General features: G+C 64.3%; 11 protein-coding genes. 9 read left to right on the top strand and 2 right to left on the bottom strand.

Annotation, left to right across the window (positions count from 1 at the left end):
- Window positions 1–4 precede the first annotated feature (4 nt).
- The 9 genes from ABVN19_RS10770 (at window position 5) to ABVN19_RS10730 (ending at window position 10,379) form a co-directional block, all read left to right on the top strand.
- The gene (locus ABVN19_RS10770) at window positions 5–2,470 is read left to right on the top strand and encodes an MMPL family transporter (protein WP_105642462.1); all 2,466 of its coding nucleotides are present in this window, start codon (window positions 5–7) and stop codon (window positions 2,468–2,470) included.
- 115 nt (window positions 2,471–2,585) lie between these two features.
- Window positions 2,586–3,791, top strand: coding sequence for an MFS transporter (locus ABVN19_RS10765; protein WP_105642461.1), 1,206 nt, complete (start codon window positions 2,586–2,588; stop codon window positions 3,789–3,791).
- A gap of 8 nt (window positions 3,792–3,799) precedes the next feature.
- Window positions 3,800–4,390 carry a malonic semialdehyde reductase gene (locus ABVN19_RS10760; RefSeq protein ID WP_105642460.1) on the top strand — a complete coding sequence of 197 codons (591 nt, stop codon included), beginning with the start codon at window positions 3,800–3,802 and terminating at the stop codon, window positions 4,388–4,390.
- A gap of 80 nt (window positions 4,391–4,470) precedes the next feature.
- Window positions 4,471–5,043, top strand: coding sequence for a cupin domain-containing protein (locus ABVN19_RS10755; RefSeq protein WP_105642459.1), 573 nt, complete (start codon window positions 4,471–4,473; stop codon window positions 5,041–5,043).
- Window positions 5,040–6,032 (top strand): fumarylacetoacetate hydrolase family protein, encoded by a 993-nt coding sequence (locus ABVN19_RS10750; RefSeq protein WP_105642458.1) that lies wholly within the window; start codon window positions 5,040–5,042, stop codon window positions 6,030–6,032. The genes ABVN19_RS10755 and ABVN19_RS10750 overlap by 4 nt, the downstream gene beginning before the upstream one ends.
- Window positions 6,023–7,003 carry an NAD-dependent epimerase/dehydratase family protein gene (locus ABVN19_RS10745; protein WP_105642457.1) on the top strand — a complete coding sequence of 327 codons (981 nt, stop codon included), beginning with the start codon at window positions 6,023–6,025 and terminating at the stop codon, window positions 7,001–7,003. Before ABVN19_RS10750 ends, ABVN19_RS10745 begins: the two co-directional genes overlap by 10 nt.
- Window positions 7,004–7,014: 11 nt before the next feature.
- On the top strand, window positions 7,015–7,803 hold the full coding sequence (locus ABVN19_RS10740) for a cyclase family protein (RefSeq protein ID WP_105642456.1): 789 nt from the start codon (window positions 7,015–7,017) through the stop codon (window positions 7,801–7,803).
- 17 nt (window positions 7,804–7,820) lie between these two features.
- Window positions 7,821–9,458 carry an arylsulfatase gene (locus tag ABVN19_RS10735; protein WP_105642455.1) on the top strand — a complete coding sequence of 546 codons (1,638 nt, stop codon included), beginning with the start codon at window positions 7,821–7,823 and terminating at the stop codon, window positions 9,456–9,458.
- 87 nt (window positions 9,459–9,545) lie between these two features.
- The gene (locus ABVN19_RS10730; protein WP_105642454.1) at window positions 9,546–10,379 is read left to right on the top strand and encodes a cache domain-containing protein; all 834 of its coding nucleotides are present in this window, start codon (window positions 9,546–9,548) and stop codon (window positions 10,377–10,379) included.
- A gap of 99 nt (window positions 10,380–10,478) precedes the next feature.
- Here ABVN19_RS10730 and ABVN19_RS10725 read toward each other — a convergent pair whose 3' ends face one another.
- Window positions 10,479–11,414: a VOC family protein gene (locus tag ABVN19_RS10725; RefSeq protein ID WP_105642453.1), complete on the bottom strand. Its 936-nt coding sequence runs from the start codon at window positions 11,412–11,414 to the stop codon at window positions 10,479–10,481.
- A gap of 22 nt (window positions 11,415–11,436) precedes the next feature.
- Complete coding sequence (locus ABVN19_RS10720) at window positions 11,437–12,594, bottom strand: prolyl oligopeptidase family serine peptidase (RefSeq protein ID WP_105642452.1); 1,158 nt, start codon at window positions 12,592–12,594, stop codon at window positions 11,437–11,439.
- Window positions 12,595–12,750: the final 156 nt, after the last annotated feature.

The raw sequence follows: 12,750 nt of genomic DNA, 5'->3' as shown, positions 1-12,750 counted from the left end.
GTCAATGAATTCCGCTCGCCAAACACTGTCCTCCGCGTCCGATACCTTCGATCCTAGCTCCGGATCGCTGATCGAACGCGCCCTGTTCAATCATCGTCACTGGGTCCTGTTGCTGTGCCTGCTGACCACCGTGCTGCTCGGCTGGCAGTCGGCCCGCCTGGAGCTCAATGCCAGCTTCGAGAAGATGATCCCCACCGGGCACCCCTACATCGCCAACTACCTGGACAACCAGAAGGAATTGTCCGGAATCGGCAATGCGGTGCGTATCGCCGTCGCCAACCGCCACGGTGATATCTACGACGCCGACTACCTGCGTACCCTGCAGGCGCTGAGCGACCAGATCTACCTGTTGCCGGGTGTTGACCGTGCCTACATGAAATCGCTGTGGACGCCTGCTACCCGTTGGGTATCGGTGACCGAAGAGGGGCTGGACGGCGGCCCGGTGATTCCTGATGAGTACGATGGCAGTCCAGCATCGCTGGGCGAGCTGCGGCGCAACGTGCAGTTGTCCAACGAGATTGGCCAGTTGGTCGCCTTCGACCAGCGCTCCAGCATCATCTATGTGCCGCTGATGGCGCTCACGCCTGATGGCAAGCCGCTGGACTACCGGGTGTTGTCCGATCACCTGGAGACACTGCGGGCGAAGTACCAGAGCGACAGCGTCGATATCCACATCACCGGCTTCGCCAAAAAAGTGGGTGACCTGATCGAAGGCCTGGAGCAGATCCTGCTGTTCTTCGCTGTCGCCATCCTGATCACCACGGTGGTGCTCTACGGTTACACGCGCTGTGTGCGCAGTACCGTGCTGGTGGTGTTCTGCTCGCTGGTGGCGGTGGTCTGGCAGCTTGGCCTGCTGCCCCTGCTGGGCTACGAACTGGACCCCTACTCGGTGCTGGTGCCGTTCCTGGTGTTCGCCATCGGCATGAGCCACGGCGCGCAGAAAATGAACGGCATCATGCAGGACATCGGTCGCGGCATGCACCGCGTGGTGGCTGCGCGCTTCACCTTCCGCCGCCTGTTCCTCGCAGGCCTCACCGCGCTGCTGTGCGACGCCGTGGGCTTTGCCGTGTTGATGCTCATCCAGATCCAGGTGATCCAGGACCTGGCGATCATCGCCAGCATCGGTGTGGCCGTGCTGATCTTCACCAACCTGATCCTGCTACCGGTGCTGCTCTCCTATGTCGGCGTCAGTCCTCGCGCCGCTGCGTTGAGCCTCAGAAGCGAGCGGGCCGAGGAGGGTGGCCAGGTGCGTCATGCATTCTGGCGCTTCCTTGACCTGTTCACCCGCAAGCCCTGGGCCGCCGTCTGCGTGGCTGTCAGCCTGGTGATGGCGGTGCTCGGCTTCATGGTAAGCCTGAACCTGGCCATCGGCGACCTGGACGCCGGGGCCCCTGAGCTGCGCGCCGACTCGCGCTACAACCTGGACGATGCCTTCATGACCCGCAGTTACGGGGCCAGCAGCGATCTTTTCGCGATCATGGTGCGCACTCCAAACAGCGACTGTGCACGCTACGACATCCTGCGCAAGGTGGATGAGCTGGACTGGCAACTGCGCAGCCTACCGGGCGTGGACTCGACCAACTCGCTGGCGCTGCTCAACCGTCGGATGCTGGTGGGTCTCTCCGAAGGCAGCCCGAAGTGGTACGAACTGCAGAACAACCAGGCGATGCTCAACATGATCACCGCCAGCGCGCCGCGCGGCCTGTACAACGAGTCGTGCAACTTGCTCACGCTCTATGTCTACCTCTCCGACCACAAGGCGCAAACGCTGACCCGGCTGGTGGAGCACGTCGAAGCCTTCGCCGCAGCCAACGACACCGACGAAGTCAAATTCCAGCTGGCTGCCGGTAACGCCGGAATCGAGGCCGCCACCAACATCGTGGTCAAGGAGGCCAATCGCGAGATGCTCTTCTGGGTCTACGGCGCGGTGATTTTGCTGTGTCTGATCACCTTCCGCTCCTGGCGCGCCACCCTCTGCGCGGTGATTCCGCTGATGCTTACCTCCATTCTCTGCGAGGCGTTGATGGTCTGGCTGGGCATCGGTGTCAAGGTAGCCACCTTGCCGGTGATCGCCCTGGGTGTGGGCATTGGCGTCGACTACGCGCTGTATGTGATGAGCATCATGCTCGGCCACCTGCGCCAGGGCGCCAGCCTTTCCGATGCCTATTACCGCGCGCTGGTCTCCACCGGCAAGGTGGTGATGCTCACCGGCGTAACCCTGGCCATCGGCGTCGGCACCTGGATCTTCTCGCCCATCAAGTTCCAGGCCGACATGGGTGTGCTGCTGGCCTTCATGTTCGTCTGGAACATGGTCGGCGCCCTGCTGCTGTTGCCAGCGCTCGCCTATTTCCTGTTACCAGCGACCCGCCGCAGCGATGCAGTTGTCGCCGCCGAGCCAGTCGCTGACACACAGCCCGCCAGGGCCGCCGCCACTGGCCGCCCACTGATACTGGATACCGCCACCCGCTGACCTTCGCCCCGACAACAACAAGAGCACATGGGTATGACACCACTGATCGAGACCTTGCAAGCCTACTGGTGCGCACTGCCAAGCGGCCTACGGACTGCCATGGAGGTGCACTGCAATGAGCACTGAGCGCCAGGCGGGTCTGCCGCAATCGCTGTTGCTGCTGTTCGGCAGCTGTTTGCCGGTGCTGGGCGCGGTGCTGCTGGCACCGGTATTGCCGCGCATGCAGGCGCATTTTGCCGATACACCCGGCGCCGCAGTGCTGGTGCCCATCAGCCTGACCATTCCGGCGTTGGTGATCGCGCTGCTGGCGCCGTTTGCCGGTGTCATCGCCGACCGCCTGGGGCGCAAGCCGCTGTTGCTGGCCTCGATGGTGCTTTACAGCCTCTGCGGCCTGCTGCCGCTGTGGCTGGAGTCGCTGCAGGGCATCGTCATCAGCCGCGCAGGCCTGGGACTGGCGGAAGCCGGCATCATGACCTGCTGCACCACGTTGATGGGTGACTACTACCAGGGCGCGCGTCGCGAGCGCCTGTTTGCCCTGCAGATGGTCGCCACTTCGCTGTCGGCGGCAGTGTTCATCGCCTTGGGCGGCGCACTTGGGCAAAACGACTGGCGGCTGCCTTTCGTGCTCTACGGCGCAGGCCTGCTGCTCCTGCCGCTGATGGCAATGCTGCTCTGGGAGCCGAAGGTCGCTGAAACCGCGGCGTTGCCTGGCAAGGCTGAAGACTTCCCGTGGCGCAGGCTCGCGCCGTTGTACCTGCTTACCGTACTGGCGGGCATCAGCTTGTTCATCGTACCGGTGCAAGCCGGCTTTCTGCTCACCCTGCTGCACGTCGATTCGCCCCAGCAGATCGGCATGACCATGGGCGCCAACCAGCTCGGCGTGCTGGCCGGTGCATTGAGCTTTCGCCTGCTCAGCGGCCAGCGCCGGCAACACCTGCTGTTGCTGGCGTTCGCCACCGCCGGCGTCGGTGGGTTGCTGATGGCCACCACCGACAACCCAGCGCTGGTGGTCGTTGCGGTGCTGATCAATGGCCTGGGCATCGGCTTGATGCTGCCGACGCTGATCACCTGGGTAATGAGGCAGGTCGATTTCACCCAGCGTGGCCGCGCCACCGGAGGCTTCACCGCGGCCCTGTTCGCCGGCGAGTTCATCAGCCCCCTGGTGGTGCTGGGCCTCAATGGCGGCGTTGTCGCCCAATTGCCTGGCGCCCTGACCGTGGTGGCCCTCGCCCAGTTGCTGCTGGCGCTCGCCTGCCTGGTGCTGGCGAAGTGTTTCCGTTCGCGCGGCGTTGGCGCTGCCACCACGCCTGATCACCTCTAGAGGTAGCCATGCCCCCATCCCTGGAAAACGCCGCTCTCGACCAACTGTTCCTGCGCGCGCGCTCGCACAACCACTGGCTCGACCGCGAGGTGCCGGATGCACTGCTGCAGCAGCTGTACCATGCTGTGCGCCAAGGTCCGACCAGCAATAACTGCTGCCCGGCGCGATTTGTCTTCGTGTGCAGCCCGCAGGCCAAGCGCAAGTTGCTGCCGGCCCTCAAAGGCCACAACGGCGAAAAAATGCTGCAGGCCCCGGTGACCGCTATCGTCGCCTGGGACAGTCGCTTCTTCGAGCTGCTGCCCGAGCTGTTTCCGATCTACGACGCCGGTGCCGTCTACCGCGACAACCCTCAGGCGGCCTTCGTCGCGGCGCTGCGCAACAGCAGCCTGCAAGGCGCTTACCTGATTCTCGCGGCCCGCGCCCTGGGGCTGGATTGCGGGCCCATGTCGGGCTTCGACAATGCCGAGGTGGATGCCGCGTTCTTCCCCGATGGGCGCTGGCGCAGCAACTTTCTCTGCAGCCTGGGCTACGGCGACGACTCGGGCCTACGCCCGTCCGGGCCGCGCCTGTCCTTCGAGCAGGGCTGCCGCATTCTCTAAGTAGCCGCTTTTATCAGCGGACAGGTCCTGACCGTCGACGATGGTCCCCTCGTGACGGCAATTGATTGAAAGGAGTTTTCATGCAAGCACTTCCCCCGTTCCAACGCGTGGTCACCGGCCACGACAGCGAGGGCCAGGCCGTGGTCACCCTGGCAGGCCCGACGCCCAACAACTTCCCGCTCAAGGCGGTGCCCGGCACCCTGTTCTATGAGGTCTGGAACAGCAGCATCAGCCCGGCGCTGCTGGACAATGGCGCCGACCCAACCGACAAGCCCCTGCAACTGTCCCCCGGCGCCTTGGGCAGCGTCATCCGTGTGGTGGATATTCCGCCGGACAGCGTGCAAAACCAGGTCAGCGCCGAGGACGCAGCCGCAGCCTTCGCCGAGATCGGCCAGGCCCATGCAGGCACGGGCAAGGCGGACTCCAGGCACAAACTCATGCACCGCACTGAAACCCTCGACTACGGCATCGTCACCGAGGGTGAGGTATGGCTGGTGCTTGATGGCGAAGAAGTCCACCTCAAGCGCGGCGACATCGTGGTCCAGCGCGGCACCAACCACGCCTGGAGCAACCGCACCGAAGCCATGGCGCGGATGGTCTTCATCCTGCTCGACGGCCGCTACGCCCCCGAACTCAAGGAGATGCTGCGATGAAACTTGCCACACTCGATGACGGCAGCCGCGACGGCCGGCTGATCCTGGTTTCCCGTGACTTGAGCCGTGCGGTGGACGCCGCCGATATCGCTCCCACGTTGCAAGCGGCCGTGGATCACTGGCCGAGCGTGGAAGCCGACTTGCGCGGCCGCTACGACGCGCTCAACCAAGGTGATTTCGCAGGCACCTTCGACTTCGACCCCAGCCGCGTGATGGCGCCGTTGCCGCGTGCCTGGCAATGGTTGGACGGCTCGTGCTTCCTCAGCCACGGCGAGCTGATGCAGCGCGCATTCAACCTCGCGCCCATTGAAGGCGTCGGGTCCACGCCACTGATGTACCAGGGTGCCGGCGACGACTTCCTTGGCGCGCGGCAGGACATTGCGCTGCCCAGCGAGGCCCACGGCATCGACTTCGAAGGTGAGTTCGCCGTGCTGGTGGACGAGGTGCCCATGGGGTGCACGGCCGAGCAGGCACTGGCGCATATTCGCCTGGTACTGCAGGTCAACGACGTCAGCCTGCGGGCGTTGGCACCACGGGAAATGAAGACCGGCTTCGGCTTCGTCCAGGCCAAATCCTCCTCCAGCTTCGCCCCGGTGGCGGTTACCCCGGACGAGCTGGGCGATGCCTGGCGCGATGGTCGCGTGCACCTGCCGCTGAAGGTGGAGTGGAACGGTGAATGGTTCGGCCACCCGCATGGCGGCGCCATGCACTTCGGCTTCCACCAGTTGATCGCCCATGCCGCGCTGACCCGTCGCCTCGGCGCCGGTAGCGTGATCGGCTCCGGCACCGTTTCCAATGCCGACCGCAGCGTGGGGTCGGCGTGTATTTCAGAGCGTCGCGCCATTGAAATGATCGAACACGGCGCGCCGCGCACCGGCTTCCTGCAGTTCGGTCACCGCATTCGCATGGAAGCGCGCAACACGGATGGTACGACGTTGTTCGGTGCCATCGACCAGCAGGTAGTCCAGGCAGCCCCGCCATGCGTGTGATGATTACCGGGGCTGCCGGTTTCCTTGGGCGCTTGCTGGTGCAACAACTGCTGGACAAGGGCCAACTGCGCGGCCAGCCGCTGGAGGCGCTGGTGTTGCTGGACCAGCAACTGGAGGGTTTTGCTTGCGACCCGCGCCTGCGCTTGCTCGCCGGCAGCATCACAGAGCCGACCCTGCTGCGCCGTGCCTTGGCCGATGGCGTGGACGTCGTGTTCCACCTGGTGAGCATCCCTGGCGGCGCAGCCGAGGAGCACTACGCCTTGGGCCAGCAGGTGAACCTGCTGGCGACCCTGGAACTGCTCGACCAACTGCGCAACGCTGCGCGGCCACCGGTGTTGGTCTACGCCAGCAGCGTGGCCGTGTATGGCACGCAACTGCCGGCACGCATGGACGAGCAGTGGATGCCGCGTCCGGCGCTGTCTTATGGCGCGCACAAGGTCATGGTGGAAACCCAGATCAATGACCTCGCCCGCCGTGGCGAGGTGGATGGCCGCGCACTGCGGCTACCGGGCATCGTCGCCCGGCGCCGCGAGCCGAACGGCTTGCGTTCGGCCTTCATGAGCGACCTGATGCACGCACTTGCCGCCGGAGAGCACTATTGCTGCCCGGTGTCGCGGCAGGCCACCGCCTGGTGGATGTCGGCGCGTTGCTGCGTCGACAACCTGCTGCATGCCACTGAACTGCAAGACCCCGGCCCTCAGCGGGTGTGGCAGTTACCAGTGCTGCACCTGGCCATGGACCAAGTGGTCGAGGCCCTGGCCGAGGCCTTCGGCGACGACCGTCGCGCCTTGGTGAGCTATCAGCCGCAAGCGGATCTGGAGGCATTGTTCGGCCGCTATCCGCCTTTGCGCACCCCGCAATCGCGTGCCCTGGGCTTTCATCACGATGGCTCTGCCCAAGCCCTGGTGCGCAACGCCCTTAACCTGAGCCAACGCCCGCGCCGTGTGCGCGCGTCACTGCAAACCCTTTGAGACCTGCTGCCATGACCCTTGCCCGTAAACGCCGCCTCGTCGACCTCTCGGTAACGTTGGACAACAACCCCTACACCGACCCGCCGCCGCTGCTGCCCAAGATCGACTACATGGATCACCAGCAGGGTTGGCCGGAAATGGCCGCGATGTTCCCTGGCCTGTCCCTCGACCAGATGCCGGGGCACGAGTCGTGGGCGGCGGAGCGTCTGTCGATCACCACCCATAGTGGCACCCACATGGATGCGCCCTGGCACTACGCGTCCACCACCGACGGCGGCAAGCCGGCGTTCGGTATCGATGAACTGCCGCTGGAGTGGTGCCTGCAAGCAGGCGTGAAGCTGGACTTTCGCCACTTGCCCGATGGCCATGTGGTAACCGGCGCCGAGGTGCAAGCAGAACTGGCGCGTATCGGTCATGAGTTGCAACCGCTGGACATCGTGCTGGTGAACACCCGTGCAGGCAGCCTGTTCGGCCAGCCGGGGTATCTGGAAGCGGGGGTCGGCATGGGCCGTGAAGCCACCATCTACCTGTTGGAGCGCGGCGTGCGAGTCGTGGGCACCGACGCCTGGAGCTGGGACGCGCCATTCAAGTACACCCGCGAGCGCTTCGCCGAGAGTGGCGACGCGTCGATCATTTGGGAGGGTCACAAGGCCGGGCGCGACATTGGCTACGGCCAGATGGAGAAGCTGGCCAACCTTGACAGCCTGCCGGCCAGCGGCTTTTTGGTGTCCTGCTTCCCTTATAAGATCAAACACGCCTCGGCCGGCTTCGTCCGCGCCGTGGCCATTTTCGAAGAATAAGAACAGGAGCAACCCCCATGCGATTGCGCATACTGCTGGTGGCCTTGGCGTGCCTTGCGCCAGTGTTCGCCGGCGCCGCCGAGCGTCCCAATATCCTGCTGATCGTGGCCGATGACCTGGGCTACTCCGACCTCGGCGCCTTCGGTGGTGAAATCGCCACGCCGAGCCTTGACCACCTGGCTGCAAGCGGTCTGCAATTGACCAACATGTACGCCGCGCCGACCTGTTCGCCGACCCGCTCCATGCTGATGTCCGGCACCGACAATCACTTGGCCGGGCTGGGTACCATGGCCGAAGGGATGCAGCCGTTCCAGCGCGGCAAGCCAGGCTACGAGGGCTATCTCAACCAACAGGCCCACTCCATTGCCGGGCTGCTGCGTGATGGTGGCTACCGTACCAGCATGGTCGGCAAGTGGCACTTGGGCCTGGCCCCGGAGCAGGGCCCGGACCGTCGTGGCTTCGAGCAGTCCTTCACCTTGCTCGAAGGCGGCGGGGTCCACTTCAAGCCCGCCCCTGGGGCGACCGCAAAGATCGAGAAACTCAACTACCGCGAGAACGGCAAGCCGGTGGAGCTGCCGGACGACTTCTATTCCACCGACTTCTATACCGACAAGTTGCTGGCGTACCTGAAGGCGGGGCAGGGCAGCGGCAAACCCTTCTTCGCGTATGCGGCGTACACCTCGCCACACTGGCCGTTGCAGGCACCGCAGGCGTACCTGGATAAATACCGCGGCCGCTACGACGGCGGCTACGACGCGGTACGCCAGGCGCGCATCGAACGCATGAAAGAGAAAGGACTGCTGCCCGCCGACTTCCACAGCGCCGCGCCCCTTCCGGTCACCGCGCAGCTGCCTGGCTGGGACCAATTGGACCCGCAGCGCAAGCGCATCGAGGCGCGCAAGATGGAGATCTACGCCGCGATGGTGGACAACCTCGACCACAACATCGGACGCCTGCTGGGCTACCTGCGCACAAGTGGCCAGCTGGACAATACCTTGATCGTTTTCATGTCCGACAACGGCCCCGCTGGCGAACGTCACGAGCTGTACTATCCCGCCGGACCGAACACCGACAACCGCCTGGAAAATCTCGGTCGCCGCGGTTCGCAGATCGACTACGGGCCGCGTTGGGCGGAGGTGAGCGCGGCGCCCCTGCGGCTGTTCAAGGGCAGCACCGCCGAAGGCGGTATCAGCGTGCCGGCCATCGTTCATTTACCGGCCAGCCTGCGTCGCCAAGGGCTGGAGCGTGGCGTGGCACGGGTCGATGACCTGGCGCCGACCTTCCTCGAGCTGGCAGGCCTGCCGGACCCTGGTGTCCACTACCAGGGCCAGCCCAAGCATCCCATCACCGGCCACTCCATGCTGTCGATGCTCGAAGGCAAAGGCCGTGCTGAGCCGGTATTGGCCGGTGAGCTGTTTGGCAGCCGCTATTACCGCGAAGGCAACCTGAAACTCCTTGGCCTGGTGCCCTGGAGCATGCCGGGCCAGCCCCAGCCCCCTTTGCGTTGGCAGCTGTTCGATCTGTCGCGTGATCGAGGCGAGCAACATGATCTCTCCGCCAGCCAGCCGGACACCACGCAACGCTTGAGGCAGGCCTGGCAAGACTACGCCGGCCGGGTCGGTGTGGTTGCGCCGCCTGTAGCAAAGGCACCATGAGGCGCAGGCTGATCGTCGTCGGTTGCTTGGGTTTTCGCACTCTTCGCCATACCCCGCCAACAACCTACACATACCCGGAGTGAATCCATGCGCGTGCTTCCTATGCTGTGGGGCGCACTCGCGCTCCTGATCGCTTCCAACACTGTAATGGCTGATGAGGAGCACAATGCCCGGCGCCTGCTGCAGCAGGCCGTCGACTACTATCGGCTGCGAGGTGATGCGGCCTTCGCCGCCTTCAGCCGCCAGGGGGCGTTCATCGATGGCGAGCACTATGTGTTCGTGGTCGACACCCACGGCACCATGCTTGCCAGTGGTGGCACGTCGGCTGTGTTGATCGGGCGTGACGTCAGCGCAGCCCTTGAGCCGGAACTGCGCGAAGGCTTTCATCAGGCACTGAGCGGCGAAGAAGGGGAGGTGCGGGTTGCCGAGTACTGCTGGATGAACGCACGCGATGGCCGGCCGGAACGCAAGCGGGTGTTTTTTCAGCGCGTGGGTGACCGGGTAATCGCCGTTGGTCTCTATCTGCCCCGGGCTACACAGCAGCGGGCTGCACAGTTGCTGGATCGTACCGTCGCGGCACTGGAGCACGCTCAGGCGCCAAGTCTTGCTGCCATCAATGCGCTGTCGCCAAACTTTCGTGACGACGATCTTTATGTCTTTGTCATCAACCTCGATACCCAGCGCTATGTCGCTCACGGCTACAACTTGCGCCTGCTGGGCGTGAAACTCACCCAGGTTCGCGACCCGGATGGCAAGCCGGTGGGCGAGCCAATCCTGGCGCTGATGAAAAATCGCAAGGAGGGTGGATACGATTACCGGTGGAAAAACCCGGTCACCGGCAAGGTGGAAGGCAAATATGCGCTGCTGCGCAAGACCGGCAACCTGCTCGTGGCGGTAGGGTATTACAAGCAGTCTGAATGACGCCTCGCCAACCGGTTGCCGGAAGACGAAGAGCGGGTCGCCCCAGGGTATCGGGGTGACCCGCTCACGGCGCTTTAGCGTCCGTGGAGCAACCCACCCTCAATGCTTGGGTGGCGGGCCGCCAGGGGCCCATTTTTCCTGGTAGTGGAAGAGGAAGTACTGCGAGTTATCGGCGCCGGGCGGTGCAACCCGCGCGGTCCAGCGCTCGTCATGCAGGTCCATGTCGGCATCGTATTCCACGTGGCAGCCCATGGGGCTGTTGAAGTACCAGAACCAGTTGGACCCCAGTTGGTGACGCCCCGGCCCCCAGAACGACTCATAGCCTTTCTCGACGAAGCGGGTACCGGCAATCATTACTTCGGTTGGGCCGCCCATGTGGAAGGTGAAGTGTTCGATGCCTTTCATGAACGGCGGCGTCTGGATCAGGAACAGGGTGTGGTGATCCTGGGTGCCTGCCGGGCGCAGGAAGGGGCCGGTGTCGACGAAGCGGTCGGTGCAGACAAAACCCAGGCGGGTGTAGAACGCTTCTGCCTTGGCGTGGTCAGGCACGAAATAGACCACGTGTGACAGGCTGCGTGGCAACGCCGGCATGTCGTCGCTGGCGCCCAGTGAGTTGATCGCACGGCTCAGCTCGGCACCGGGGGCGTTGTTGATTTCACCGGGCATTGCCAAGGGGCGGCGCAAGGTGATGCGAAAGCCCAGGGCGAAGCCCATGTCATCCACTGCGCGCAACACGCCGTCTTCCCCGCGCACCACGGTGCGGTCCTTGGAGAGTTCAGCCTCGATGGCCTGCAGGGTGGCTTCGTCGGCTACGCCGTAAACGGTTTCGCGCAGGGTGTTGGCGGTCTCCATGGCCTTGGGCAGACGCGGGTCGTCGCGGTGGCGAATTTCGATGCCGGTGCCGTCCAGGGCTTCGAGGTAGCCGCCGGCTTCGTCCAGCTTGCCCGGCTTCAAACCGTAGTCGGTGAGGTATTGCACGCAGGCGTCGACGTTGTCGACGCCGAACACAAGGTAATCAGGTCCGATGATCTTCATGGTCGGTTTCTCGTCTCGTTTATCAGGCGGTACGACCGCCGAGGTTTTCGGCGACCCAGTCGGCGATGTAGTGGCCGGCGTTGATGGAGTTGTCGAAGCTTGAGTGCTGCACACCACCTTCGCGCGGGGTGAAGATCTTCAGTTCGCGCTTGGGGCTATTGATCAGTTGTTCGTAGGTGCGGTGGGCCCATTTGAGCGGGATCTGTGAGTCCTGCTCGCCATGGGTGACCAGGAACGGCACCTTGATCCGCTCCACCACGCCGTCCAGGTGGACGTTTTCGGCGATGGTCATGAATTCGTCGATGTTCTTGCCGCCCCAGACCCAGCGCACGTGCTCCCAGTAATGCGGCACCGGGAAGCTGCCTTCACGTTCCAGGCGGCGCTTTTGCACGTCGCGCCAGTCGTGGTTGGCGCCCCACACCACACCGCAGGCAAAGCGCGGTTCAAAAGCCACCACACGAGGGCAGTAGTAGCCGCCCAGTGACACGCCTTCACAGCCGATGCGCTTGGCGTTCACATCCTCACGGGTTTCCAGCCAGTCGAACACGCGGCTGCCCCAATGCTCGGCATCATAACGGGCTTTCAGGTCGTGCAGGCGCAGTGCTTCGCCGGTGCCCGGCTGGTCGATCACCAGCGATGACACGCCCCGCTTGGCGAGCCAGGCCGGCAGGCCAACCCGGTATTTCATTTCTTTCGTGGAATCCAGGCCGTTGAGTTGCAGCAGCAGCGGTGCGGGCCCCTGTACACCTTCGGCGCGCACGAACAGCCCGGAAATTACGTTGCCCTCGTAGGGGATCTCGACCCGCTCGCAGTTCTCGCCGGTGAGCGCGATGCCGCGGGCGAAGGTGTCGAGGAAGCGCTGGTAAAGCTCCATGCGACCGGGGGCGCCGTGAGCTTGCAGGCGTTCACCCGTGAGGTAGTAAGTGGCGGCACGGTTGTATTTTTCGCCGGCCGAGAGCAGGCGGCCTTTCTCTTCGTCCTCGCGGGCTAGGTCGCAGAGCTTGTCGGCCGTCTTCGACCAGGTTTCTCGAAAGGCGCGGGTTCCGGCGGCGTCAGGTTGCTTGGCGGCTTCCTGCAGCGGTTCGCACATTTCGACGATTTCGCCGATGCGCGCGCCCATCTCGATCGCGAGGTTCACCGAGAGGTTCCAAACGTAGTTGCTGGGGAAATAGCGGAACATATTGTTGTTTTCCTTCTTCTGGTCCTGGCCGCCATCGACCCTGCATAGCCAGGGCTATCGCCCTCGGCGCTGTTAGCAGATCGGCAGGGTTCATGAGGGGCGACCCGGTGTGAACACTCCCGCATCAGGCAGTGGCGCGGGCGTCGGCCGCCCTTG

The sequence above is a fragment of the Pseudomonas vranovensis genome (assembly GCF_040438935.1).
In the GTDB taxonomy this organism is placed as follows: domain Bacteria; phylum Pseudomonadota; class Gammaproteobacteria; order Pseudomonadales; family Pseudomonadaceae; genus Aquipseudomonas; species Aquipseudomonas vranovensis.
The sequence above is the reverse complement of the archived record's forward strand: the minus strand, read 5'-3'. Positions and strand labels throughout refer to the sequence as shown.

What these genes read in the sequence shown, in the direction of transcription:
- ABVN19_RS10770 (WP_105642462.1), top strand. Translation starts at nt 5, where the DNA reads ATGAATTCCGCTCGCCAAACACTGTCCTCCGCGTCCGATACCTTCGAT.
- ABVN19_RS10765 (WP_105642461.1), top strand. Translation starts at nt 2,586, where the DNA reads ATGAGCACTGAGCGCCAGGCGGGTCTGCCGCAATCGCTGTTGCTGCTG.
- ABVN19_RS10760 (WP_105642460.1), top strand. Translation starts at nt 3,800, where the DNA reads ATGCCCCCATCCCTGGAAAACGCCGCTCTCGACCAACTGTTCCTGCGC.
- ABVN19_RS10755 (WP_105642459.1), top strand. Translation starts at nt 4,471, where the DNA reads ATGCAAGCACTTCCCCCGTTCCAACGCGTGGTCACCGGCCACGACAGC.
- ABVN19_RS10750 (WP_105642458.1), top strand. Translation starts at nt 5,040, where the DNA reads ATGAAACTTGCCACACTCGATGACGGCAGCCGCGACGGCCGGCTGATC.
- ABVN19_RS10745 (WP_105642457.1), top strand. Translation starts at nt 6,023, where the DNA reads ATGCGTGTGATGATTACCGGGGCTGCCGGTTTCCTTGGGCGCTTGCTG.
- ABVN19_RS10740 (WP_105642456.1), top strand. Translation starts at nt 7,015, where the DNA reads ATGACCCTTGCCCGTAAACGCCGCCTCGTCGACCTCTCGGTAACGTTG.
- ABVN19_RS10735 (WP_105642455.1), top strand. Translation starts at nt 7,821, where the DNA reads ATGCGATTGCGCATACTGCTGGTGGCCTTGGCGTGCCTTGCGCCAGTG.
- ABVN19_RS10730 (WP_105642454.1), top strand. Translation starts at nt 9,546, where the DNA reads ATGCGCGTGCTTCCTATGCTGTGGGGCGCACTCGCGCTCCTGATCGCT.
- ABVN19_RS10725 (WP_105642453.1), bottom strand. Translation starts at nt 11,414, where the DNA reads ATGAAGATCATCGGACCTGATTACCTTGTGTTCGGCGTCGACAACGTC.
- ABVN19_RS10720 (WP_105642452.1), bottom strand. Translation starts at nt 12,594, where the DNA reads ATGTTCCGCTATTTCCCCAGCAACTACGTTTGGAACCTCTCGGTGAAC.